General features: G+C 38.3%; 24 protein-coding genes. 3 read left to right on the plus strand and 21 right to left on the minus strand.

Annotation, left to right across the window (positions count from 1 at the left end):
- Nucleotides 1-92 precede the first annotated feature (92 nt).
- Together AB3H93_RS11415 and AB3H93_RS11420 are read left to right on the plus strand one after the other, a co-directional pair.
- Nucleotides 93-353, plus strand: coding sequence for a metal-sensitive transcriptional regulator (locus AB3H93_RS11415; protein ID WP_010737033.1), 261 nt, complete (start codon nt 93-95; stop codon nt 351-353).
- A 12-nt stretch (nt 354-365) separates the two neighbouring features.
- On the plus strand, nt 366-677 hold the full coding sequence (locus AB3H93_RS11420) for a DsrE family protein (RefSeq protein WP_010720957.1): 312 nt from the start codon (nt 366-368) through the stop codon (nt 675-677).
- Between the two features lie 135 nt (nt 678-812).
- On the opposite strand, the gene AB3H93_RS11425 is transcribed toward AB3H93_RS11420, so the two are convergent.
- From AB3H93_RS11425 to AB3H93_RS11525, 21 genes are all read right to left on the minus strand, one after another.
- Complete coding sequence (locus AB3H93_RS11425; protein ID WP_368020593.1) at nt 813-1,361, minus strand: CDP-alcohol phosphatidyltransferase family protein; 549 nt, start codon at nt 1,359-1,361, stop codon at nt 813-815.
- Between the two features lie 203 nt (nt 1,362-1,564).
- Entirely contained in the window at nt 1,565-3,463 is a 1,899-nt protein-coding gene (locus AB3H93_RS11430) for an endonuclease MutS2 (protein ID WP_368020594.1), read from the minus strand.
- 512 nt (nt 3,464-3,975) lie between these two features.
- Nucleotides 3,976-4,692 (minus strand): MIP/aquaporin family protein, encoded by a 717-nt coding sequence (locus AB3H93_RS11435; RefSeq protein ID WP_010720960.1) that lies wholly within the window; start codon nt 4,690-4,692, stop codon nt 3,976-3,978.
- A complete protein-coding gene (glpO, locus tag AB3H93_RS11440; RefSeq protein WP_010737029.1) occupies nt 4,693-6,516 on the minus strand; it encodes a type 1 glycerol-3-phosphate oxidase in 1,824 nt (607 codons plus the stop codon).
- A gap of 14 nt (nt 6,517-6,530) precedes the next feature.
- Entirely contained in the window at nt 6,531-8,027 is a 1,497-nt protein-coding gene (glpK, locus tag AB3H93_RS11445) for a glycerol kinase GlpK (protein ID WP_010720962.1), read from the minus strand.
- A gap of 112 nt (nt 8,028-8,139) precedes the next feature.
- Nucleotides 8,140-9,600 carry a helix-turn-helix domain-containing protein gene (locus AB3H93_RS11450; RefSeq protein WP_178306354.1) on the minus strand — a complete coding sequence of 487 codons (1,461 nt, stop codon included), beginning with the start codon at nt 9,598-9,600 and terminating at the stop codon, nt 8,140-8,142.
- Complete coding sequence (locus AB3H93_RS11455) at nt 9,590-10,885, minus strand: FAD-dependent oxidoreductase (protein ID WP_368020595.1); 1,296 nt, start codon at nt 10,883-10,885, stop codon at nt 9,590-9,592. The genes AB3H93_RS11450 and AB3H93_RS11455 overlap by 11 nt, the downstream gene beginning before the upstream one ends.
- Nucleotides 10,886-11,513: 628 nt before the next feature.
- Nucleotides 11,514-12,191: a type 1 glutamine amidotransferase domain-containing protein gene (locus tag AB3H93_RS11460; RefSeq protein ID WP_368020596.1), complete on the minus strand. Its 678-nt coding sequence runs from the start codon at nt 12,189-12,191 to the stop codon at nt 11,514-11,516.
- A gap of 35 nt (nt 12,192-12,226) precedes the next feature.
- A complete protein-coding gene (locus tag AB3H93_RS11465; protein ID WP_368020597.1) occupies nt 12,227-13,333 on the minus strand; it encodes an NADH-dependent flavin oxidoreductase in 1,107 nt (368 codons plus the stop codon).
- A gap of 79 nt (nt 13,334-13,412) precedes the next feature.
- Complete coding sequence (locus AB3H93_RS11470; protein WP_368020598.1) at nt 13,413-13,847, minus strand: MarR family winged helix-turn-helix transcriptional regulator; 435 nt, start codon at nt 13,845-13,847, stop codon at nt 13,413-13,415.
- A gap of 425 nt (nt 13,848-14,272) precedes the next feature.
- Entirely contained in the window at nt 14,273-14,710 is a 438-nt protein-coding gene (locus AB3H93_RS11475) for a hypothetical protein (RefSeq protein WP_010720972.1), read from the minus strand.
- Nucleotides 14,711-14,713: 3 nt separating this feature from the next.
- The gene (locus AB3H93_RS11480) at nt 14,714-15,130 is read right to left on the minus strand and encodes a DUF3021 family protein (RefSeq protein ID WP_010720973.1); all 417 of its coding nucleotides are present in this window, start codon (nt 15,128-15,130) and stop codon (nt 14,714-14,716) included.
- 98 nt (nt 15,131-15,228) lie between these two features.
- Nucleotides 15,229-15,690 (minus strand): LytTR family DNA-binding domain-containing protein, encoded by a 462-nt coding sequence (locus AB3H93_RS11485; RefSeq protein ID WP_010737019.1) that lies wholly within the window; start codon nt 15,688-15,690, stop codon nt 15,229-15,231.
- 66 nt (nt 15,691-15,756) lie between these two features.
- The gene (locus AB3H93_RS11490; RefSeq protein ID WP_368020599.1) at nt 15,757-17,382 is read right to left on the minus strand and encodes an alpha-glucosidase; all 1,626 of its coding nucleotides are present in this window, start codon (nt 17,380-17,382) and stop codon (nt 15,757-15,759) included.
- A gap of 263 nt (nt 17,383-17,645) precedes the next feature.
- Nucleotides 17,646-18,959 carry an NCS2 family permease gene (locus AB3H93_RS11495; protein WP_123874957.1) on the minus strand — a complete coding sequence of 438 codons (1,314 nt, stop codon included), beginning with the start codon at nt 18,957-18,959 and terminating at the stop codon, nt 17,646-17,648.
- A 236-nt stretch (nt 18,960-19,195) separates the two neighbouring features.
- A complete protein-coding gene (locus AB3H93_RS11500) occupies nt 19,196-19,453 on the minus strand; it encodes a hypothetical protein (protein ID WP_368020600.1) in 258 nt (85 codons plus the stop codon).
- Between the two features lie 102 nt (nt 19,454-19,555).
- Nucleotides 19,556-19,912 carry a VOC family protein gene (locus AB3H93_RS11505; RefSeq protein ID WP_010720978.1) on the minus strand — a complete coding sequence of 119 codons (357 nt, stop codon included), beginning with the start codon at nt 19,910-19,912 and terminating at the stop codon, nt 19,556-19,558.
- A gap of 288 nt (nt 19,913-20,200) precedes the next feature.
- Nucleotides 20,201-20,911, minus strand: coding sequence for a B3/4 domain-containing protein (locus AB3H93_RS11510; RefSeq protein ID WP_010737015.1), 711 nt, complete (start codon nt 20,909-20,911; stop codon nt 20,201-20,203).
- Nucleotides 20,912-20,924: 13 nt separating this feature from the next.
- Entirely contained in the window at nt 20,925-21,449 is a 525-nt protein-coding gene (locus AB3H93_RS11515) for a GNAT family N-acetyltransferase (RefSeq protein ID WP_010737014.1), read from the minus strand.
- Nucleotides 21,450-21,462: 13 nt separating this feature from the next.
- The gene (locus AB3H93_RS11520; RefSeq protein WP_053766210.1) at nt 21,463-21,915 is read right to left on the minus strand and encodes a MarR family winged helix-turn-helix transcriptional regulator; all 453 of its coding nucleotides are present in this window, start codon (nt 21,913-21,915) and stop codon (nt 21,463-21,465) included.
- A gap of 95 nt (nt 21,916-22,010) precedes the next feature.
- Nucleotides 22,011-22,610 (minus strand): NUDIX hydrolase N-terminal domain-containing protein, encoded by a 600-nt coding sequence (locus tag AB3H93_RS11525; RefSeq protein WP_368020601.1) that lies wholly within the window; start codon nt 22,608-22,610, stop codon nt 22,011-22,013.
- A 256-nt stretch (nt 22,611-22,866) separates the two neighbouring features.
- Here AB3H93_RS11525 and AB3H93_RS11530 point away from each other — a divergent pair, with 256 nt between their 5' ends.
- On the plus strand, nt 22,867-24,321 hold the full coding sequence (locus AB3H93_RS11530; protein WP_368020602.1) for a helix-turn-helix domain-containing protein: 1,455 nt from the start codon (nt 22,867-22,869) through the stop codon (nt 24,319-24,321).
- Nucleotides 24,322-24,383 lie beyond the last annotated feature (62 nt).

Below are 24,383 nucleotides of genomic sequence, written 5' to 3' on the forward strand. Positions count from 1 at the left end.
TCAAATTCTGGTTTTTTTAAATCGACATAATTATTTACAAAATATACCTACATAGGGTATCATCTCACTAGAAGCATAAAGGAGGTTTTCAAATGGAAATCAATGACAAGAACATCATCAATCGACTAAAACGAACAGAAGGACAAATTCGCGGCATCCAAAAGATGATTGAAGAAGAGAAAGACTGTATGGCAATTATCACACAATTAAGTGCCGTTCGTTCTAGCATTGATCGTGTCATGGGAATGATCGTGGCAGAAAACTTAAAAGACTGTTTGGAGCATCCAGAAAACAGCGCAGAAGAGCAAGCCAAAAAAATGGAACAAGCAATCAACTTGATCATCAAAAAATAAGGAGAGACTCAAATGAAAGTTGTTTTTCATATCGATGAAACGAGAAAGTGGCATGAAACGATGAATAACGTCAAGAACCTATTGAAAATCGCTCCTGAAACGACGATTGTGGTTAGTGTCAACGGTGAAGGCATCACCGGCTACCTTGATCCAGCAAATGAAGAATTTCTTGCTTTAGGGGTTACCTTCCACGCTTGTGCTAATGCGCTACGTGGCAATCACATCAGTACAGAATCCTTGCCTGAAAAAGTCATCGTGGTACCAGCTGGTATTTTAGACCTCATTGAATTACAAGAAAAAGGCTATGCTTATATCAAACCTTAAGACTACTAGCTTCGAGAGTTAAGCAAGGTTCTCCTACAGAATTTAAAACAATGAGCGGAAATCCATCCCCTCATCAAGTAAAAGAACTCAAACCACTTCCTTGGTTTGAGTTCTTTTATTTGAGATATCACTCTCTTAATTCAATAGTCTATGATATTCACGGATATACAAAATGAAGGATTGAAGCAAGCTATAAGTGATCAATCCAAAGATCCAATTGACCCAGATCGCAGGAAGTTCGGGAAACAACAGTAAAAGCACCATGCCTGCGTAAATGACCGCAGTTGCTAATTTCCCATACCATTTTGCTCCATCTAATTTCACATTTTTTCTCAATCCAATGATACCAGCAAAAAACATGAACCCTTCTTTGATCAGAAACAAACCGAATATCCACCAAATCATTGGTCGATACCAAGCCATGGAAAGGATCAAGACCAGTTGCGTCAACTTGTCTGCCACTGGATCTAATAATTTCCCCAATTCCGTGATTTGGTTGAACTTACGAGCAATAAATCCATCTAAAAAGTCAGTGATTCCTGATACAGCAATCAAGATACCGGCAAGCATAAACGATTGCTCTAAAACAAAGTAAAAATAAAACGGCAAAAGAACCACACGAAAAATTGATAAGAGATTAGGGATCGTTCCTATTTCTTTTCGCCAATTCGAAGTCAGTTTCATACATGACATCTCCCTAAATAAACTTTGTTCCATTTTAACCTAAATCGGTACAAGTGCCAATTTTTTCCCGTTGTCTAAAGTCATGAGTAACTCTCCAATTTAGCTATTCACATACTTGGATCGTAAAAACTACTGGAACGACTGTCGAAAAAAGACGAGAGCTATTGGCTATTCCTCTTTAAAACAATGTCTTCATTTAACCCCTAGTCTCTTTTTTCTCGTCGTTCTTTAGCTTCTTTGGCTAATTTTTTATGCGCTTTTTTCGATCCTCGCGCTAGATCTTTTTGCCATTTTCTAGTTTGAAAGTCTGTAAACAAATGGTCTAATTCATAACCGACTGGATATAACTTTTCTGCTGACATCTTTAACGTGAGACGTTTTCGTGGGACATTGATTAACTCTTTATCCAAGAAAATCGTAACCGTTTCTTCTGCTGTATCTTCATAAACTAAGGCTTCTTGTTGGTGGACCGCAGAATATACCCGATCCCCTTTCGAAAATTGCTGCACTTGTGTCTTCGTCCTAGGCACGTTTACTTTCGTTGTCTGAAACACTTTTTTGGTTGTCCGATAAGCTTTATGCTGGATATAATATTGGGCTTGTTCGATTAAGGTTTGCGACATGTTCATTTTTTGAGCGATCCATAGCGCTTGGCTTTCTCCTGTTTCCCCCACTTGAAGAAGGTATTTAGGTTTCAATGCTTCTTTATCAAATGCCATTGCGGCTGGAATAAAATCTTCATGATCATTCGCAAATTTTTTGATTTCGCCATAATGAGTAGTTGCAACGATCAATGCCCCTTGTTCATACATGGCTTCCATGATAGCAACTGCTAGCGCTGCTCCTTCATTAGGTTCTGTGCCACTGCCGATCTCATCAAGTAATACAAGGGTATTTCTGCTCACCTTGCGTAACATCTCGGCAATATTTTGCATATGACCAGAAAACGTACTTAACGCATTCTCGATCGTTTGCTGATCGCCAATATCCACAAAAATCTCATCGAAAACAGCTAGCTCTGTTCCTTCGGCTGCCGGAACCTGTAAACCAAACATCGCCATCAACGTCAATAACCCCACTGTCTTTAATACGACAGTCTTACCACCTGCATTCGCTCCAGTGATCACTAATCCTCGATAGTCATTACCAAGTTCAAAGTCTAACGGAACAGCCTTCCCTTGGATCAGCGGATGCCTCCCTTGTTTGATCTTGATGTATTCTGATTGATTGATCCGTGGTGTCACACCATGGATTTCTCGACTATACTTCCCTCTGGCGAAAATGATATCTAATCTAGTAATCGTTTCGATAATCAAATCGATTGCTTGTTCTTGTTCTGCTAAAGCACCAGTCAAATAAGCTAAAACTTGATATTCTTCTGCTATTTCTTCTGCTTTTAACAATTGATAATTCATACTTGCTTTTTCCACAGCCGTTGGTTCGATAAAGACGGTCGTTCCTTTATTTGACTGTTCAACAATCGTGCCTGGCACTTTGTTTTTATAACTAGCTTTGATTGGGATCGTATAGTGATCGCCTTTTTGAACAATCATTGCTTCTTGGATCATTTCTTTGTTATGCGGATGTCTTAGAAACTTTAAAAGACGATCCTGGATTTCTTTTTCTGTTAGTTGTAATTGTTTTCGTACTTTTCGTAAATTTCGTGAGGCTTCATCACTCACTTTTTGGTTCTTGATTTGTTGATAGATCAACTCTTCGACCATCGACAAATCAGGCATATTCTTACTATAAACATGCAACAAGGGTGTTTGATATTGATTTTTTTCAAAAAAACGCCGGATCATTCGACTACTTCTTAAAAAATCTGCATACTCGATCAATTCAGTTGGTGTCAGTAAAAAGCCTTTTTTCACTTGGGAAGTCAACGCATCAATCCGTGTCAATCCCATAAAGGGAACGTGTTGCTGACTTTCTAAGATTTGTCGCGCTTCTTTTGTTTCTTCTTGGCGATTTTTGACTGTCTGTAGATTAGTTTGCGGGGTCATTTCTTCGATACGCTTTTTGCTATATTGTCCAATAGCTCGTTTTTTCACTTCTTCTTTGATTTGATTAAATTGTAATTTATCGATTGTTTGTTTCATATTCTCTCCTTTTTTGAAGAGATACCTGTCCTAAAATAAATAAGACCTAGGAAAAATAAAAAGATGAGGAACATCTCAAATAAGACGCGCCCCATCCCTCATTAATAGAATTGTTGGTTATGAAATGACAGGTACCATCTATAAGCATGCCAAATAAGCTTACGGCTCTATTGGCTATTCAACTTACTACGTTAGATACCTGCTACACTCATCAAAATACCTCATTCATCTAGGTTTTATTTATTTTCAAATTCACTATAGCAAGTTTAGCTGTCACTGTCAATCAATAACGAAAGCCCTTTATTTCATTCTGGTTAGTTCAATCAAGTCCCATGAACAAATCTAAAAAAAATTTCTGTTTGTCAGCAAAGCACCCCGTTGATTTTGCGATCTTCAATAACCCATTTTTTAAAGCGCTGCTCTTTGTCAAGTTCTAAAAAACGGTAAAATAGAAGACCTATTTTACCGTTTTCTATATTATTTATTAAGGAATAACACACTTTATCGCTTTTTTATACCATCAACATGTACATGCCCACAGCCACGACAGCTCCGACCATTGGCGCTACTACTGGTATCCATGAATAGCCCCAGTCTGAGTTTCCTTTGTTTGCAATTGGTAGAATCGCATGGGTCAGACGTGGACCTAGGTCACGAGCTGGGTTGATCGCATAGCCAGTTGGTCCACCTAGGGAAAGACCGATTGCTAAGATCAAACCTCCGACAGCAAAGACATTCGTACCATCGGCAAATGAGTTTTGTCCAAACGCTAATAATCCTAGTACTAAAACGAAGGTACCGATCAACTCGGTGATAAAGTTCGCTGGATAATTTCGAATGGCAGGACCTGTCGCAAATGTACCTAAAATTGCGCCTTGGTCTTTCGTCACACTCCAATGTGGTAAATACGTCAACCAAACTAAAACAGCACCGACGATCGCTCCTAACATTTGCGCAATAATAAACGGAATCACTAAGTTCCAGCCAATTGCACCGGTCATCGCCATCGCTAAAGATACGGCTGGATTCAAATGAGCAGGTCCCATAAATCCGGAAATATAGACAGCCATTGTAACGGCTAGTCCCCAACCAAAAGCAATCACGATCCAACCAGAAGCTTGGGCTTTACTCTTGTTCAAGTTAACCGCAGCACATACCCCATCACCAAGTAAAACTAAAATCATCGTACCAATAAATTCTCCCATGATCTGCGTCATTTCTGCACTCATCTATTTTTCCCCCTTCAATTCACGTAGATCCGACTCTGCGATCAATTCTTCTAAATGAGCTTCTTGACGCTTCTTCTCTTCTGCTGACCAAGCGAAGTAAGACGCAATGGCATCAATGATCGGTTGTTTGATTGCATCAAGTTGATCACGTTCAAACAACAAGTGATTCGTGCGGCGAATCAAGTAGTCGCCTGGTGCTAATACCATTTCTTCTTCTAACCCATAACGTAAACGAGCAGATTCAGCTAAACTTAGTCCTTCATACGGTGTCATTTCTTTTGCCAAAGCAAAAATCTTTTTCGCATTGGTTCCATAAAAATCTGCAATGTATTTTGCATCAGCTTCTGCTAAACCAGATTCAACTCCGATTTTTGTCAATTCTTCCACAGTTTCTTCCAGTTTCGTTGGATCAAAATCTCCTCCGGAAACGGGATAATGTTTCGAATCGATTTCTTTTACTGACATTCGGTAGTCATCTTTCAACAACTGGCGGATTAATTTTAGTGCGCCCTCTGCCATCTTACGGTAGTCTGTGATCTTCCCGCCTGATAGTGTCACCAAACCATCCGATTCACGTTCTAACGAGCTGCCTCGAGAAATCGAAGAAGGGGCTTTTTCATCACGGCTGTTTTCTAAATGATTCAATACATCCTCTACTTCTAACCGAGAAGCCTTGTTTTCTTTATATTCAGTAACCGTATCAACGACTTTACTAAAGCTTTTATCTGAAATAGAGCCGTTGTCACCACCGTTATAGTCAGAACCAGAATTACCGATCAATAATGGGCGTAACCCTGCCCAACTTGATTCGATGTCTGCGAGGGTGATGTTTGCATCTGGGTAACGATGATTGATGACATCTAATAAATAGTCCACATCTTCTTGCGTTACTTTTGGATCTGTATAGTCCCCTTGATAGTCCGTATCTGTCGTTCCAAAATACGTTTTATTTTCTCGTGGAATGGCAAAAACCATTCGGCCATCTTGTTTGCCCGTGTCAAAATATGTTGGTTGTGGAACAGGCAGTTTTTTAGCATCTACGACTAGATGAACACCTTTGGTTGGTCGCATCTTAGGTGATACCGCACGTTTGAAATTCAAGTTACGGATTTTATCGACCCATGGACCACTTGTGTTGATCACTATTTTTGCGTGGATCTCCACGACTTGATCCGTTAACAGATCACGTGCTTTGACACCCACGATTTGATCTCCTTCATATAAAAAGCCAATCGCTTTCATTTTACTTACTAGGTAAGCACCATCTTCTGCTGCTTTTTTGATGTTATCGATCACTAAACGTGAATCATTGTTCCGAAAATCTAGATAAACACCAGCGCCCTTTAACCCTTCTTTTTTCAAAAATGGTTCTCGTTCTAATACTTCTTCTGGTGTCAACGTATAGTTTTCATATTTTGTTCCAGTCACATTTGCCAATTTATCGTAGAGATCCATTGCCACTTTGACTGAAAACATATTAAATGTCGTTGCCCCCTCATCTTCATAGATCGGTAGTAACATTGGATCAGGTTTTGGAATGTGCGGTGCAATGCCTTGGACCACCGCTCGTTCGCCTACAGTATCTGCTACAACTTCGACGTCAAAAGTTTTAAGATAACGAATCCCTCCGTGTACTAATTTTGTGGAGCGTGAAGAAGTACCTTCTGCAAAGTCTTGCATTTCGATTAGCCCCGTTTTGATTCCTGATGCAGCGGCTTGAAGCGCCACACCAGCCCCTGTGATACCGCCACCAATAATCAGCAGATCCAATTTTTCGTGTTGCATTTTTTCAATACTTTCTTGTCTTGTTCCTCTTGAAAACATGACATTCCCTCCCTTTACTCAAATGCTTGTGTTGCTACTACCGCTTTTTTCCAACCGCCATATAATTTTTCTCTACGCTCTTCAGGCATCTCTACTTCAAACATCTTGCCCGCTTCATAAAATTCTCTGATTTCATCTGTATCTTTCCAAAAACCAACCGCTAAACCAGCTAGAAATGCCGCACCTAATGCCGTAGTTTCCAGATTTTCTGCTCGTTGGATCGGAATATTTAAAATATCTGTCTGAAATTGCATCAAATATTCATTATTCGCTGCTCCACCATCGACCTTCAAGACTGGTATTTTGATCCCTGTGTCTTCTTGCATCGTATCAATGATATCTCTTACTTGGTATGCAATCGATTGTAAGGTTGCTTTGATAATGTCTTCTTTGGTCGTCCCACGTGTCAACCCAAACATCGAACCTCTCGCAGCTTGATCCCAATAAGGTGCCCCTAACCCAACAAATGCTGGCACGACATAGACTTCATCCTCACTTGTGGAACGTTTTGCTGCCTCTTCGGAATCACTTGCTTTTTGTAACATTTGCAACCCATCTCGCAACCATTGGATGGAAGAACCTGCTACGAAAATGCTCCCTTCCAGTGCATAGTAAACCTTGCCATTGATTCCATAACCAATCGTCGTTAATAGATTGTTCTTGGATAGTTGTGGTTCTTCCCCAGTATTCATGACGATAAATGATCCTGTACCATACGTATTTTTGACCATTCCAGGTTCAAAAGCCATTTGTCCAAACAAAGCAGCTTGCTGGTCACCAGCCATCCCAGAAATCGGCACTTCACTACCATAGAAATGATACCCTTGTGTATAACCATAAATTTCTGAATTAGAAGTCGGTTTTGGCAGCATTGCTCGAGGAATGTTCAAGAGATCAAGGATTTCCTGATCCCAATCAAGATCGTGAATATTAAACAACATCGTCCGACTTGCATTGGAATAATCCGTCACATGTGCTTGACCGTCTGTTAATTTCCATACCAGCCATGAATCGATCGTACCAAAAAGCAATTCGCCTTTTTCAGCACGTTCTTGCGCTCCCTCTACATGGTCAAGAATCCAACGTATTTTTGTAGCAGAAAAATAGGCATCAATCACTAAACCTGTTTTTTTATGGAAAAAGTCTTGGTAGCCTTCCTTTTTTAAATTATCAGCAATTGATGCGGATTGACGAGATTGCCATACCACAGCATGATAAATCGGACGTCCAGTATCTTTTTCCCAGATCACCGTCGTTTCACGTTGGTTAGTGATCCCGATGCCTGCAATTTGATTCGGTTTGATCCCAGATTCAATGAATGCCCCTGCAATGACCGACTGTACGGAGTTCCAGATTTCATTCGCATCATGTTCCACCCAGCTCTCTTTAGGAAAATATTGCGTGAATTCTTTTTGTGAACTACCGATATGTCTACCTTTTTTGTCATAAATAATTGCTCGTGAACTTGTCGTTCCTTGGTCAATCGCCATGATGTATGTTGATTCTGTCATTCTGATCTCCTCCATTATCTGCAAACGCTTTCTAAATTTATCTTTATCTTACACCGTTTCATTTTTTAGAAACTGCCAAAAAAACATTTATTTTCTGTTTTTTTGACAGTTTTTAATTTTTTGCTTTTTTTTCTTCTTCGATTTTTTGCTTTAACCTTGCGATATCATAGCTTGAAGCAAACTCTGATAAATAATAATAATTTTGATGAGGATCTTCTTGATTAAATGTGATCACTAAATCATACTTTTTTCCTGGTCGTCGATTTTCAATCTCAATCCCACTGATTCCTTTTAACTCTCTTAACAAAAATTGTTGAAATGCCACTCGATAAATCGGTAATGTTTCAATATCGATTCCGATAGTGACCGATTTCGCAATATAAAAATCGATCATCATAAGAATATTGGCATACTGAATCATGAGATAACTTAAAGCAGCTTCTTCACCTTGTTTAGCAGGTAGTTGTGTCAGCGTTGTTTCTTTCAATCGTTCGAGTAATTGACTAAGGGAGCGGCCTAACATCTTTTTCTGTTGTTGCAAGAGATGTTCTGGCTCATAGATCATCATGACTCCTCGAAAAAAATAAAACTCATTATCGATTTGAGCTAATTGATAACCGACTGCTTTTTCTTCCTTGATCTTCAACTTTCGTGGACGATAGTGCCACAACATCGTTTCTCTAATGTACGTATCTAATACAGCTGTTGGTAATTTTTTGCTTCGGGTTAAATCATATTGATAAAAATGTTCTTCTGATAACACAGCAAACGAGACAAAAAAACTGTAAAACATTAAAGGCTCATAGCCACTGATCTCAGCAGCTGTCCGACTTAAATAAAGTGAAATGACCGGATCAAGTGCTTGATACAAACGATCCTTTTGGTAAAGTATTTTCTTTTCTTTCAATGTAGCAAACGTCGTTTTTTCACTCAATAGCCGTTTACGAGTGATCCCCAGCCAGCAGGCGATTTTACTAGCTGACTCTTGAGAGAATGTCGTTTCTAAGGCTCGTTCCAATCCTAAAATAAGTGGCGCTTTATCAGGCGTCTGTTGTAAGAAAAGGGGACGTTGTGATTCAGAGATAAATTGGAATAACACATAGTAGAAATAACGAACTTGCAATTCCTCGCCATAGAGTTGGCCATTTTTGATTTGTAGAGAAAATTCTTGCAGTAACTGATTCAATTCTTTGATCTTACGAAAGACAGAAGATTCGCTGATATTAAAAGCTGTCGCTAGACGAACGATCGATGCTTGGTGATGTTCTAATAAATAAACAAGCAGATTAAATTTCAAGCTTTGTTGAACTAAGAATAGAATGATTTTTTCTAAGCTGACATCTTCAGCCAACTCTAATGTGACTTGAAATTCATTTCTTTTGATTGCTACTTTCTTCCCCATCATCATACCGATCATTGGGATTTCTGCTATATATTGATCAAATGATGTTTTAGAAAGATTGACTTGTTCCCTTAATTGATTCGTGCCTACAGTTCCACCATGCAACACCATTTCCCTAAGAATCAACACTTGCAACTGCTCTTTTTTCTCTAGTAATTGTTCAATCTTCATCGAGCGTATCAACCACCTTTATCAATTGAAGCGGCAACCGATATTCTGGCTGGAAGAATAACTCCCGTTCGAATAATTTCTCTAACGTCCAGCCTTCCTCAATAGCGAGAGTGAATCGATCCAATAAATCGAATATCTCCTCTCGACTTCGCAACTGCGCACCAAGTAATTGTCCCTTTTCATTGCACATCACTTTGATTTTCGCCGTTTCACTATTGGTCGCAGCTAAGCGGGCAAGCAAATATGTTTTACGGACAGTCTGCGGATAAAAAATACTTTCTTCTTCCGTTAGCCCGACACTTCCTAGAAAATAACCAAACCAATGATTTCCAATTGCTCGGTAGGTTCCCGGATCTTTCGTACGTTTGCCACTAATCGTTTGACTGACCACTTGTGCCGTACGTAGTGCATTATTGACCAAAGAGACATACATTTTTTCTTGAGTCGGTTGGAACGTCACTTGGATCGCATCACCGATTGCATAAATATCCTTCGCTGACGTCTGCAAATACTCATCGACCCAAATCGTACCATCTTCATTTAGCTTCAACTGATCTTGCCAGAGATGATGGTCTGGACGCGTGTGATTCGCTAGCAGAACTAAATCATAGCTTTCTGTTTTTTGATCCGTCACTACGACCACTTGCTCGTTTTCTTCGAGCGTTTGCACTTGTTCATTGAAAAACAATTGGATATGCCGTTGCAATAACTCATGTGTTAACGGTTGAACCATTTCGGGGTCGAAATAACGGAACAACAATGTTGATCGGCTTTCATAGAGATGGATTTCTTTTTGCTGATGATATAACCCTTCTGCTAATTCAAGTCCTACTTGTCCCGCACCAATCACAGCAATCTTTTGTGCCTTCGCAAGACTTTGTTCCAAAGATTCTTTTAAGTGGATATCTTTAACAGAACGGATCTGCGTACTTTTGTTTCCATTTTTGAATTGCTGACTCGAACCCGTTGCAATCACTAACGTATCAAAAGTAAGCTGTCGCCCATTTTGGATAAACACAGTCTTCGTGGCTATTTCAAGTGAAACGACTTCCGTGCGTACTTGAACATCAATTGCGTATAGCGCTTGCAATTCTTCCTTAGTCAACCAATAAAGTTGCTCTTTATTTGTGAGTTGCTTTTTTAACAGTAAATTGAGTCCACTCGGTATAAACCCAATCTTGTCCTGTTTTTCCAAAAGTATGATTTCACTGTCAGGACAACTTTTTCGCAAAGAAATTGCTGCATAGATCCCCGCAAAAGAACCACCAATGATCACGATCCTCATCCATTTCCCTCTTTTCCAATAGCCTATTTGAAGAGTATCATGTAACCGTTAATGTTTCAAAAAATGTACTCAAAGAGGGCAAAATCTGAAGCGACTCCAAACAGTTAGACTAAAAAATCTAAATTTTGGAGGACGTTTCAGATTCCACCCTCTACTTTATAAAGTTTTCTTCTATTGTTAAATTGGATTGTTTATTGAGACTGGGACAAAACTTGTCTCAGTCTCTTCTAGTATCTCTAAAAACGAATAAACGGTGTTCAAAGAGCTGACCTTCGGCGATAAGTCAAAAAATCTCAAAACATGGGAAGCTGTTTCGAGATTTCCATCCTTAATGCTCCTGCGATTACTCGTCGCAGTTTTTACTTGGTGAGCGCTCAGGTCAAAACACTCTTTTCACGACCTCTTGTTCACGGTGAGACAAAAGCAGCATCTTCGGAAAATTTGCCGAAATTTACCAAAAACTTGAGGAGCACCAAGTAGGTAACAATCAACATCAAAAACTAGTTTTTGTGTTTCTTGTCAATTTTCGGAAATTCCTTCTTATTTCTTGATGCTAAACACTTTTGTCTCAACCTCTACGTCGGAACTGTTTATTTTCGTTTTTTGCTGAACTTTTTCCCTTAACAACTTATTTCTTCAAAGATTCAACGACTTGGATTCCTAATTGATGCGCAGATTGAGGATTCTGTCCGGTCAACAACTGTCCATCTGCATGTACGACCGCTGTAAAAGCTGGTCCTGCTTGATAGTTTGCTCCTTTTTCTTTCAAGGCATCTTCTGTTAGAAAAGGTACTTTGTCCGTTGTTCCATTCGCTGTTTCTTCTTCGTTACTAAAACCAGTGACCGTTTTTCCCGCTAAAATCGGTTGACCAGAAACGTCAACTACAGGAAGTAATCCGACTACACCATGACAAACAGCTGAAACGATTCCGTCATTCTGATAGATCGATGAAGCAATTTTTCCTAGATCCGTTGCTTCAGGAAAGTCCCACATGGTTCCGTGTCCACCGGTATAATAAATCGCACGATACTCGTTTGGGTCGACTTCAGCTGGACTCAAGGTGCTTCCTAACGCTCGGTTACGGAAATCTTCGTCCTGATAATAGTTCCAATCGATTTCATCCATCGCTTCCAGACTCTTCGGCTCCAAAGGAACATACCCACCTTTAGGACTGACAAAATCAGCTGAGATATTATTTTTGACTAAAGCATCATAAAAATGAGTCAGCTCACTCAGCCACAGCCCTGTTGGACGGTCGGTTCCTTTATATCTTTCCACATTCGTTAAGACGATCAATACTTTCATTGTTCTCTCTTCTTTCTTTACTAATAGATCTTCACTTATCTATTAGTATTTGATTGATAACGGATCTGTAAAAAATTATACAATGGATTAGGTAAATAGAGTTCTTGATATGCTTTTGCAAATGGTTTGGTCACAAGTTCTGTATCGCGATTTTCCATTAATTTGACCGCCCATTCGGGATCAACTAATAGTTGCTGACCGACTGCAACAAGTTCTGCATCAGATAAAACGGCTTCAACATCTTGGCGATTACGGACATTTCCTACACCCACTAATGGTATTTTTCCTTGCACTGTTTCATGGAGATAGTGAAGCATCGATTGCTCATTGTATTGCTCAGAACGAGCAACACGATCATACGTATTTAATGAAACATGAAGGTAATCCAATTTTGTTTCACGTAATTTTTCCATTAACCATATGGTATCTTCAAAACGGATACCAGGCGTTTCAAATTCTTCTGGTGAAAAGCGATAACCTACGATAAAAGGCTTTGTTGCGTATGTTTCGACAGCTTGAAACACACTTTTCACTACTTCATCAATAAAGCGATAGCGATTTTCTAAGCTTCCACCCCATTGATCTTCACGACGATTAGAATGTGGCGAAAAGAATTGTTGGATCAAATACGTATTAGCACCGTGTAATTCTACACCATCAAATCCAGCTTCGATTGCTCTTCTAGTCGCTTCACCAAAAGCCTTGATCGTTTCTAAGATTTCGTCTTCTGATAAGGCACGTGGTGTTTCCGCATTAGGTCGTTCTGCAGGGATTGCGCTAGCCGAAACAGTTTGTTCGCCTGATAATGTTGCTCGACTCGTCATACGTCCGCCATGGAAGATTTGTACGATCGCTTTTGCCCCATTTTCTTTGATTGCCTTTGCCAAGTCACCGAGCCTAGGTATCATTTCATCATGCGCTATGCTAAGTTCACCGGGCCAGCCTTTTCCTATATCTTGCACATTCGCAGCCCCTGTAATAACAGCGCCTAGTCCCTTCGAACGTTCTTGGTAATACGTGATCTCATCTTCCGTAATCACACCATTATAAAAACTTAACTGGGTGGTCATAGGTGCCATCATCAAACGGTTAGGTAATGTCACACCAGAAGGAAAAGTGATTGTTTCGTTAAAATTTGCCATGGTGATTCCTCCATTCAGTTCTCTTCGTTTATTAAAACACATAATTAGTTGCGCATACAACTAACGAGATTAAAAAAATTTATTTTTTTTGTAGTTTTTCAGTGGCTGAATTGATTTCTTTAGATAAACATTCACTTTCTACAGATCCTAGAATCTCTTGATATGCATGATGTAGTTCTTCCCAACTACTATCGATTTCTTTTACAAATTCCCGTCCTTGATCCGTCAGATAAACTAATGACAAGCGTCCATCACTGACTGTTTTGATATAGCCTTTGTATTCCAATTTTTCGACAAAACGAGCAATCGTTGAAGGTGCAGAACAAAGTAATTGGGCGATATCCTTTTGTGGTAACCCATCTTTTTCTTTTAAAATCAATAAAATAAACCCATATGTCGGTGTCAAACCCGTTTTCTTAAATGCTTCATCTGCCATTTTATTCAACAGGCGATCTAATTTTTTCACACTAAAAAACAGACAATCATTTAACGCTTGTTCAATCGGTTTTCCCATGTTTTCTCCCCCTAATATCCGCGTAACATATCATAGTATGATTTTTGTTATTTGTCAAAAAAGGCTGTAGTAACAAGGGAAAACAAGAGCATGTAAAATTACGAGAAAGAATAACTTAACCTGTTTTAGGGGATATAAAAACGCAGAAACAAGATTCAAGCACCTTCAAACAATGAGCTGCACCAAAAATTTGAAATAAGATAAGTAGAGAACAGATACGGCAAAAAATTGTCTTGGTATTTCTTATCATTTTTGAAGTCTTCTTACTTTCTTGATGTTTCATACTGTTATCTTTTCACATGCTCTCCTTGTTGAAGAAAGGTCTTATTCCATTCATAAAAGAATGATTCAAAAAAATTGTCACTAGGTACCGCCAAATAAGAAAAAAACTGCGACTGATTGGTATTGTTTATGCGCTGATTGGTTTATACTTTTTTCAGATAAACTGCTTTGGCACCTAATAATGAGACACCGATATGCAAAGTTTCAGCAACTGCAGGTACGCTTTCACCAAAAGGCAATACGCTGACACGATTGATAATGACCCCTATGATAAATACAAGAACGGTCAGCCAAGTTCCCTTTTTTACCCATTGTTGGTCACTTTGTCTTTGATAGATTTTTACAGTTTGGGCACGTAACACGCCAAAGATGAATCCCAGCAAAACAGACAAAACAATAAGGATAAGTGTATGGTTAGTCTTAATGATTTCTTGCCAGTTGCTTATGATTAAATAAAGTCCAACTAATACAATGATGATTTCACTTTTCATCGTGTCTTTGATTGCTCTTTCTTTAAGTAATCTCTGTAAAAAAAAGAGAATCAATACTAACACAATGAGATAATTTTGTAGATGTTCCACGTTTTATTCTTCTTTCTTTCCTGAAATTCCTGAATGCCGTGTATTGATTATTTGGATTCGTTTATTTAACAATCGGGCTCGTAAAAAGTTCCTGATGATCAAACAAAGCCACACAATGAAATAGATACTCACAAAGGTTAGCGTGTATCTCTCAAAATGAACAGAAACACTTCCATTCAACAGCACCAACAAGAAATAACTAAAGGCATACGTACTAATAAAATGCAGCAGTATAATCTGAAGATAATTAAGCTTCTCAATTCGCTCGATCAGCGATACTACGCCAATAAAAGCCGAGAGAAAGAAGACAAAAAGAATCTCATTTCTTGTGATCTCATGGGTTTGTGAAACTAATTTGAACAGCAAGAAAGCAAAGCTTCCAATACCAATACTTCTCATCATACGTTGTATCAATTTCATCGGGCTCTCCTTTTCATCTTACCAGCTATCAGGTACATTTATTCTACAAGGTTTCCTTCTTGAAGCTAGTTTGATTGTCATTTCTTGCATTTTTCTTGTCACTTGTTGCGAAAAGTCTGATCGATTTTTTCTTTTAATGCTTTGGAAAAATAACGGCTAACGAGTAACTCTTCTGTATTTTGTAATGTGACATAGAGATTTCCATTTAAAAGCGACGAATTGATTTCTTTAACCATATAGATATTTAAAATAGTCGTTTTCGATATTTGGATAAATGGTTCTGGGAGTTCTTTCATTAACTGAGCTAGTGTCAATCTTCGCTCATACACTTCATTTTCCGTATAAAAGAAACATTTGCGATCAAGGTATTCGATATAAAAAATCGAGAATAAATCTAAATAGACATCTCTTTCTTTTTTATAGTCTCTCACTAAAATAGTTTCCACTTTGTATTTCTCTAAAATATCAGCAATCGAAGTTAAAAATGGTACCTTTTCATGAACTTGAAAAAGTACCATCTCCTCTTGTTTTTTTGGAATCAAATCAAACAATACTTTCATCATGGTCCTCACACTTGTCTAAATTTCTTTTATCATACTCTTTTTTGAGGTGTTCGGACAAGTCATTTATTTGCTCGTCTTCAAAACAAAAGCTTCATAAGGACGTAAATTCAGTTTGCCTGTTGGTATCTGTTTTTGTGGATAGTTTGAAATGACTAGTGTCATCGCTTGATCAGCCAATGTGTATGGCTGATTTTTTTCAGACATATTGCAAACGACTAACCATTGTTCATTATTCAACGTCCGATAATAGGCAAATACGTCATCGGGCGTATCTGTTACCAACTGATAATCTCCCCAGACGATGAGTTCATTGTTTTTCCGTAACTCGATCAATTGCTTATACGTATAAAAAATAGAATCTTTCTTTGCTAAGGCTGTTTTCACATTGATCGTTTGGTAGTTTGGATTGACGTGTAGCCAAGGAGTTCCTGTGGTAAATCCAGCATGTTCACTATTATCCCATTGCATCGGTGTACGCGCATTGTCACGCCCTTTTGCATTGATCGAACACAAGATTTCTTCCGGAGTAAATCCTAAAGTTAACCGTTCGTGATACATGTTGATCGTTTCAATATCTTGCGCTTCAGAAATATCCTTGATCGGGTAGTTTGTCATCCCGATTTCTTCTCCTTGATAAATATAAGGTGTCCCTTTCATCATATGAAGCAAAATCGCAAACATTTTGCCACTTTCTTCTCGATAATCTTGATCATTCCCCCAACGTGAGATGATCCTTGGCAAATCATGGTTATTCCAAAATAGACTGTTCCACCCTTCATTCCCTAAAGAAGTTTGCCATTTTGATAATACCTGTTTCAACTCAGGAATACTTAATGGTTTTAAATCCCATTTGTCTTTTCCTGCCTGTTGATCCAAACCGACATGCTCAAATTGAAAGATCATCGATAGTTCATTTCTCTTGGGATCAGAATAAAGCTTGGCAATATCCGTAGTTGCTCCCCAAGTTTCGCCCACTGTCATCAGATCTTTGTTTCCAAAAGTAGCTTGATTCATCTCTTGTAAATAGTCATGAAGCTTGGGACCATTACTTGTTATTTCTTGATCAGGTAACTTCCCAATCGTATCGATCACGTCCATTCGGAAACCACCGATTCCTTTGTCGATCCAAAAGTTCATCATCTGATAGATCTCTTGACGTAAGTGGTGATTTTCCCAGTTTAAATCTGGTTGCTTTTTACTATAAAGATGTAAATAATACTGACTAGTTGTTTCATCAAACTGCCAAGCGGAGCCACTGAATATCGACCGTAATTGATTAGGCTCATTTCCATTGATTGGGTCACGCCAAATGTAATAATCCCGATACGGATTTTCTTTACTTTGACGAGCTTCGATAAACCAAGCATGTTCATCTGATGTGTGGTTGACGACGAGATCCATAATGATTTTTATTTCACGTTTCTTTGCTTCTGCAATCAGTTCCTCCATATCAGCCATCGTGCCAAATTCGGCCATGATTGCTTGATAATCACTGATATCGTAACCATTATCGTCGTTAGGAGATTCATATACGGGAGATAACCATATCGTATCGATCCCTAAATAATGCAGATAATCTAATCGAGCGATCACTCCTTGTAAATCCCCGACTCCATCCCCATTCGTATCTTGAAAACTACGAGGATATACTTGATAGACAACTGATTGATGCCACCATTTTTTCTCCATACTTTCCTCCATTGGTTAAAGATTATATACCTCGCAAAAATTGTAACGCTTTCAAAAACGAGAGTAAATAGCCATTATTCTCCTTATTTCTTTCACCACGCCTAAACCTTGATGCTATCGTCTTTTACTTTCAGTTGTTACCGATAACAATTTTTTCCAAAAAAGAACCCTGGCATTTGTTTTCTCGCTAACAATAGTGAGATCTCCATTTGCCAAGGTTCTTTTACTTGTCACACATCAAAAAAATAATCAACTAAATCAAGTTAACTAACGTTCAGTATCCACATGAAGCCAATAAAGACAAAGAATAACAGATACATGATCGGTGATACTTCTTTTCCGCGTTTTGCTGCGATCATAGTAATTGGATAGAAAATAAATCCTAATGCGATCCCATCAGAAATACTGTAAGTTAACGGCATGCCGATCAAGATCAAGAAAGCAGGAATGGCGATCTCTAACTTGCCCCATTCGATTTGACGTAACGATTGTGCCATCAATACACCGACAATGATCAGTGCTGGTGCTGTTACTTGTGAAGTCACTACTGATAGCAACGGTGAAAAGAATAAACCGAATAGGAATAAGATCCCGGTCGTTACTGCAGTGATCCCAGAACGGCCACCAACAGCGATTCCGGCAGAAGATTCAACGAAAGCCCCAACTGGTGAAGTTCCTAATAAAGAACCTGCAAGCATGGCTGTTGAATCAGAAGCTAAAGCTTTCCCAACACGAGGCATTTTGTTATCTTTCATAAAACCTGCTTGATTAGCTAAACCGACTAACGTTCCTGCTGTATCAAAGAATGTAACTAATAAAAAGGTTAATACGACTACCCACATTTGTAGTGAGTTGATGTCTCCGATATGTTTCAATGCAACTAAGAATGTTGGCTTTAAACTTGGTGCAGCCGAAACTAATTGAGAAGGCATAGGAATAAGTCCAGTCACTAATCCAAGAATCGTGCTAGCTACCATCCCAATAAAAATACCTCCTGGAACACGTCTTATCAATAAGATCGCTGTCACAACTAAGCCAAAAATCGTCAACCATGTTGAACCTACGCTTAGTGAACCTAACCCCACTAATGTAGATTCATTTGAAACGATGACTCCCCCTTCATTCAAGCCAAGGAAAGCAATAAATAAACCAATCCCTCCTGAGATCGCATATTTTAAATCAGCTGGGATCGCATCAATGATCATTTCACGTAATTTGAAAATCGTGATCAAAATAAAAATCAAAGAAGCAACAAACACGCCTGCTAAAGCTGTTTCCCAAGGAATCCCCATTCCCAAACAAACGGAATAAGCAAAAAAGGCATTAATCCCTAATGCTGGCGCAGTACCAATCGGGTAACGTGCTAAGACCCCCATTAAAATACAGCCGATCGCACTTGCTAATGCTGTAGCCGTAAACACCGCACCTTCGTCCATTCCTGATGCGCCTAAAACTGTTGGATTGACAAATAAGATATACGCCATTGAAATAAATGTTGTAAAGCCTGCAAGTATTTCTCTTCTGACGGTGGTACCTAATTTTTCAATCTCGAAGTAGGAAAGTAGTTTTCCCTTCATCTTTCATCCCCCTAAAACCGAACATTTATAAAAAAGTCCCTCGAAATTTTGAATTATTTAAAAACAACGTGTTTAATCATATACTAAATCAGAACATAAGTAAACAAAAAAGTCGGATTTTAAGCAAAATCCGAACTTTAAGTTTTTTTGATCGTTATGTACTGATTTAACAGTTTTTTTAATAGAAAAGGAGGGTTTCGAACAGACTAGCGTGCCAAATCGTTTTACTTTGGCTATTATTTTTTTTGCTGCTCTTTTCCGATGCGTTTTTGTTCTTCAGCAATGAATCCCTTGATGTCACTTTCTGCCGAAAAATATTTACTAATTTCACTAGAATGAGTCAACGAATTCAAGCCGCCATATCCTGTATCTACCATTTTCCCCCAACCTTTTGTTGGCTTTTTCCCTGTCTTCAAGTTTTTCATACGGATTTTTTCACTTTTTTCTTCTCGTCGTCTCTGTGAATATTCTTCCATTTTTGCGATTAGATTCATGACAGTCTCTCCTTTCCTTCAAAAATTTGTTATTCATTTATTTAAATTCCTTGTCCTGTGCATCTCCTTTTCAAACACCAGGACCTCTTCTGATTTCAAACATTACAACTTACCGATCACAAAATAGTTTCCTTCTGGATCAGAAAAGTTGAACGTCTCTACGCCATTGTTCTCCATGATTTCACCAGCATTCTCTATTTTTTGATAGATCTCCTCAAATTGATCCGTAAAGAAAATGATCGAAGGAGTCGTACCTAACACTTCTGGCGAAAATCGTTGGACAAAAACTTTTGGAAAAATCCCTAATTCAAATTCTGGTGAAAGTTGCACGATCGTACTTTGAAATTCTTCTGGTAACTCAATCGTTTCACTAACTGTTGCGCCTAGAGTTTCGACAAAAAATTGACTAAGCACTTCAACATTTTCTGCATAAAGCATGACTCTGGTTTTACCGATCATCTCTGATCCTCCTTTGATGGTGTTGATCCTTTTCATTAAGTATATCATGAAAGCGGATAATCAAAGAATCTTCGGTTTAGAGATCGAAAAATCTGACACGATTTGACAGACTGTGACGATTCTTTGTCAGTTTGTCTTGTTTTGATAAGATTTGATGGCACAATAGCGAAACGAAACCATTCAAAACTACACTCGTTAGAGAAAATAAGATCACATAGAAAAATCCCTCGTTTTTCTATGTGATCTTATTGGTTGAGCTACTTTTCCTTCCTACGTTTCGCTCCTACTTCAAATGTTCATTTCTGGATGTTCCTTCGTTAGCGTAAATGTTTTCCCTTCTACGCCAAATGTTTGTTCCACGCGTTTTTTCAATTCTGTCATTGCTTTTGCGCCACGTGATGCTTGCTCTTTTGTGACTGATTCAATAACCAAAATGGCTTTAGTCGTGTCTTCCGTCAGCATTGTCCGTTGCGCTTCTCGCCAGTTGAAACTGCGACAGATTGCTCCTTCGTTATCGTAATAAATGATTTCTTCTGGTAAAGCTGGTGCATCAGCTTCTGCTCCTAGAGGTAAGAAACTTTCACCACCATGAGCTTTTCCTAGATGAAGATCCCCTTTGATTTTTTCTTGATCTTCTCCTCCACATGGCACACCAAATGTTAGAGAAATACTGTTATAGATATCGACTAATGGGTTGATAGGGAAAAATTCACGTTCTTGGCTAGCTCTTTTTAATAACGCTTCAATCGATGAACGGGCTCCTTTTTTGGTTTTAAAACGTGAAAAAGCTTGACGCCATTGGGCAATGACTTCATTTTGACTGAATGTTTCTTCTGTCAAATATCCTCTTGCTTCTTTCGCTGCATCATTCAATAGTTGATGGAATTGTTCTTCTTTGGCTTTATCTACATGATTATCGATACCTTCGACTACCAAAACTTCAATTGTTGCTTCTGGAAAGACTTCCCAAAAATTTTGTTCTGCGATGATTTTTTCCATGTTTCTGCTCCTTTTATTTCTGTAAATTTTTGACATATAGATAATCTGTCTGAGCATCATCTCCCATATAAAAAATATGTTGGCTATGATGTTGGAATCCATGTTTTCTATAAAAAGCTAAGGCAGGATAGTTATGTTCCCATACCCCTAACCAAATCGCCTCTTTTTGTTTTTCTTGCGCTTTTTGCACAGCAAATTCGATCAATCTAGATCCAATCCCTTTAGATTTAAATGGCGATCGGACATAAATACGTTCGATCTCTAAAAATCCTTCTCCCATTGCTTCTGTTTGTGCTTGCCCTATATTTAATTTTAGATAGCCAGCAATCCGGTCATCTAGTACTGCCCAATAAAATTCTGACTGTTCCTCTTGTAGTTCTCGCCTCAATTTATCGAGCGCATAAGCTTCATCCAAATAGGTCGTCATCAATTCTTCACTGTTGTGTTCACCAAAGGTAGCTTGATAGGTCTCGATACTAATTGCCTGTAATTTTTCTACTTCCGTTTCTTTGATCCCTACGATTTCGATTGTTTTCACCGCTCCAGTCCTTTCAATAAATTCTTTTGTTTCCTTTTTTTATATAATGCCAATCTTCACTCACATTTTTCCGAACTTTTTGCAAAAGTGTGTGTAATTGCAAAACTTCTTGCTGGGATAACCCTTTGACAGCTACTTGATTGGAATAATGATGCTCTCGAAGGATAAACGGATAGACTTTTTTTCCACGATCCGTTGGGTAAAGTTTTTTTATCTTTTTATTGTTTTTATCTGGCATGCTTTTTATCAGGTCTTTTGCTATCAATTTTTTCACCGCACGTGCCGTTGTTGTTCGGTCAACGTTGATCATCTCAGCTAACTTTTCTTGAATAATGCCAGGATGTTCACAGATTCGTACTAAATACAGGTATTGTCCTCTTGTCAAATCAACTTCTTGAAACTCAATGTTACTAATCGAGTCCAAGGCACGGGCAATTGCTCCAATCTCTCGAATGATTTCGTCCATTTTAACCCTCCCTTACCTAGCTTTAGTATGATTTTACTCTTTTTTATTGCATTTGCAACAAAAAATCACTAAAAATAAAAAACTACCTTCCCTGATCAATCACAATAAGGCAAGGTAGCTTTTTCTAAAATCAATAGTTGCTCTTTGGTCGTACGTTTCAGCGAGAGTTTTGGTAAATCATTTAAGTGGAAGAATTTCATATTAGAAGTTTCATGGTTTGCCACAAATGTACCTGACAAGATAGCGCAAGAAAAAACAATCTTATAGTACTGAAAGGCTTGAGGGATGTCTGTGCGCAGATTCGTATCAAATATCGCTAATAATTGACCTACTTCTACCTCTAACCCAGTTTCTTCTTTGACTTCTTTACGTATATTTTCTTTAGGAGACAAACCAACTTCTGCAAACCCTCCTGGTAATGACCATTCTTGTGTTTTTGTATCTTCGATCAATAGAATCTTCTCGTCTTGTTTGATCCATGCACGTACGTCAACTTTTGGTGTTGGATATCCTTCATGAGCTTCTATTAGGCTTGTCCATTCTTCCTTTGTTTCCAATCCCACTTCACTCAGCAGCTTCAACGAGATTTCTTGCAGCTCTTCATATCGTTCTTTGTCAAACACGTCTTTCTCATAAAGCAACCCAGCTTGAGCAATCGCTAGTAAGCGGCGATAATCGTTTAGTCTAGTTTCCATTCTACTCACTCCTCTCACATGACTATCTTTTTACTTATTTTAGTATAAGTCAAATTTTTTAGCTAACTTCTACTTTAAATAAACGAAGGCTGATTGAAGTAAAAAAATCAAAAAAACTCATCCTTTATTTGATATTGTGCCTTTTTTCATTATACTAATGGTAAGCGCTATCTAAAATAATCAGGTTTCATTATGAAGATACGGCGAAACGAGTGTCTTCCTCACTTGTCATACTTAACAAAGAAAGGTTGATCCGATGTATTCTTTAATGAAAAAAATCATTACTGAAAAAGATATCAAACGCCAAGTCTCTTTAGTGGAACTATTACTGAATCACTCGCAAATAACTGTGAACGAATTAGCCGAAGCTGTCAATACCACAGAGCGTACGATTTTTTCTGATCTTCAAACAATCAAAACCCAATTACCTAAAGGCTGGCTAATCAATAGTGCCCAATCAGGGATTCAACTAAAAAACGAACAGAATCTCCTGACAAATGAACTGTGGGAAATTTTTCTGACACAGTCGATCAGTGTCCAATTATTGAAAGAATTATTAACGATTAAAGAAGTCGCTACCCCCACCTTTTTAGCACGTAACGGCTTGTCTTATGAAACATTGAATCGTCATGTCAAAAAATTGAATCAACAATTAGTCGTCTACGAATTACAGATCGAACAAAACCGCCACCGTTTGTCGTTTTCAGGTGAAGAAGAAACCATTCGGCTATTTTACCATCGGTTACTTATGCCGTTTACCCATAACAACTATTTCTTCGAGGATTACTCGATCCATGAATCTCACTACTTCCGATTTCTCAAACGTTTACGACAAGCTGAGTTAGCTGTTGACACCGAAGAGGTATTCGGGATTTGTTGGTTTTTTATCAACACGATTCGGATCAAAGCTGGTTGTCGGATCCCGACTTCATTGTTTTCTACCCAGGATCAATTATTTTTACTCTATGCTCCTGAATTAGAAAAACTGTACCGAACTGAAGGGGTCTATCTTAAAGATAAAGAAGCAGCGTTTGCTTTTTCCTGTTTTCTTGACAGTTGGAACTATAACAACTCTTACCCGCCTATGATCTTGGATATTTTACACCGTCACCCTGCAGAAACAAACATTCGTGAATTTGTAAATCGTCTATCAGAAAGCTTAGCTATCAAAGAGTTAGAACAAACAAACTTACCAGAAAATTTGATTTTACTACTCCTGAAATACTATGAATCACCGTTATTGATCGAACAAACAACCAAACAATATCACTATTATTTAAAAGAATATGAACAAGAATACCCAGAGTTATATCCTCATAAATTCGCTTTGTTGCAACAAGTCAAAGAATCAACGAGCATGGTCAAAAAGGTCACCAATGAGACTTATTTCTTTTATTTACTTTCTTTATTGATCCAACAGACACTTTTAGCCGTGCAGCCGTATCAAGCAACGATTTATTTTATTTTTCAAGGGGAACCTTCATGGAAAGCTTTTTTGCAACAAGAATTAAATGCTTATTTAGGAAAACGAGTGATCTTGGAGCCAATTGAATTGAGTCAACTGTCAGATATCACTATCAAGAAAAATGATCTATTAGTTTCAAATATTCCGATCGATACACCGCCAATGCCTGTCATTTATCTTTCAACGATCCCGACAAAAAATGAATTGGATCGTTTAAGTGACTTATCGTTGCGATCGTATTTGTAACTCACACTTAGTTTTTTTATGCTCTGTCTTAACATCGATCAATGATCAAGTAACTAACAAAA

Source organism: Enterococcus sp. C74, from assembly GCF_040887125.1.
In the GTDB taxonomy this organism is placed as follows: domain Bacteria; phylum Bacillota; class Bacilli; order Lactobacillales; family Enterococcaceae; genus Enterococcus_B; species Enterococcus_B hirae.

Coding starts and splice junctions, on each gene's coding strand:
- AB3H93_RS11415 (WP_010737033.1), top strand. CDS start 93: ATGGAAATCAATGACAAGAACATCATCAATCGACTAAAACGAACAGAA.
- AB3H93_RS11420 (WP_010720957.1), top strand. CDS start 366: ATGAAAGTTGTTTTTCATATCGATGAAACGAGAAAGTGGCATGAAACG.
- AB3H93_RS11425 (WP_368020593.1), bottom strand. CDS start 1,361: ATGAAACTGACTTCGAATTGGCGAAAAGAAATAGGAACGATCCCTAAT.
- AB3H93_RS11430 (WP_368020594.1), bottom strand. CDS start 3,463: ATGAAACAAACAATCGATAAATTACAATTTAATCAAATCAAAGAAGAA.
- AB3H93_RS11435 (WP_010720960.1), bottom strand. CDS start 4,692: ATGAGTGCAGAAATGACGCAGATCATGGGAGAATTTATTGGTACGATG.
- glpO (WP_010737029.1), bottom strand. CDS start 6,516: ATGTTTTCAAGAGGAACAAGACAAGAAAGTATTGAAAAAATGCAACAC.
- glpK (WP_010720962.1), bottom strand. CDS start 8,027: ATGACAGAATCAACATACATCATGGCGATTGACCAAGGAACGACAAGT.
- AB3H93_RS11450 (WP_178306354.1), bottom strand. CDS start 9,600: ATGAAGATTGAACAATTACTAGAGAAAAAAGAGCAGTTGCAAGTGTTG.
- AB3H93_RS11455 (WP_368020595.1), bottom strand. CDS start 10,885: ATGAGGATCGTGATCATTGGTGGTTCTTTTGCGGGGATCTATGCAGCA.
- AB3H93_RS11460 (WP_368020596.1), bottom strand. CDS start 12,191: ATGAAAGTATTGATCGTCTTAACGAATGTGGAAAGATATAAAGGAACC.
- AB3H93_RS11465 (WP_368020597.1), bottom strand. CDS start 13,333: ATGGCAAATTTTAACGAAACAATCACTTTTCCTTCTGGTGTGACATTA.
- AB3H93_RS11470 (WP_368020598.1), bottom strand. CDS start 13,847: ATGGGAAAACCGATTGAACAAGCGTTAAATGATTGTCTGTTTTTTAGT.
- AB3H93_RS11480 (WP_010720973.1), bottom strand. CDS start 15,130: ATGAAATTGATACAACGTATGATGAGAAGTATTGGTATTGGAAGCTTT.
- AB3H93_RS11485 (WP_010737019.1), bottom strand. CDS start 15,690: ATGAAAGTATTGTTTGATTTGATTCCAAAAAAACAAGAGGAGATGGTA.
- AB3H93_RS11490 (WP_368020599.1), bottom strand. CDS start 17,382: ATGGAGAAAAAATGGTGGCATCAATCAGTTGTCTATCAAGTATATCCT.
- AB3H93_RS11495 (WP_123874957.1), bottom strand. CDS start 18,959: ATGAAGGGAAAACTACTTTCCTACTTCGAGATTGAAAAATTAGGTACC.
- AB3H93_RS11500 (WP_368020600.1), bottom strand. CDS start 19,453: ATGAATCTAATCGCAAAAATGGAAGAATATTCACAGAGACGACGAGAA.
- AB3H93_RS11505 (WP_010720978.1), bottom strand. CDS start 19,912: ATGATCGGTAAAACCAGAGTCATGCTTTATGCAGAAAATGTTGAAGTG.
- AB3H93_RS11510 (WP_010737015.1), bottom strand. CDS start 20,911: ATGGAAAAAATCATCGCAGAACAAAATTTTTGGGAAGTCTTTCCAGAA.
- AB3H93_RS11520 (WP_053766210.1), bottom strand. CDS start 21,915: ATGGACGAAATCATTCGAGAGATTGGAGCAATTGCCCGTGCCTTGGAC.
- AB3H93_RS11525 (WP_368020601.1), bottom strand. CDS start 22,610: ATGGAAACTAGACTAAACGATTATCGCCGCTTACTAGCGATTGCTCAA.
- AB3H93_RS11530 (WP_368020602.1), top strand. CDS start 22,867: ATGTATTCTTTAATGAAAAAAATCATTACTGAAAAAGATATCAAACGC.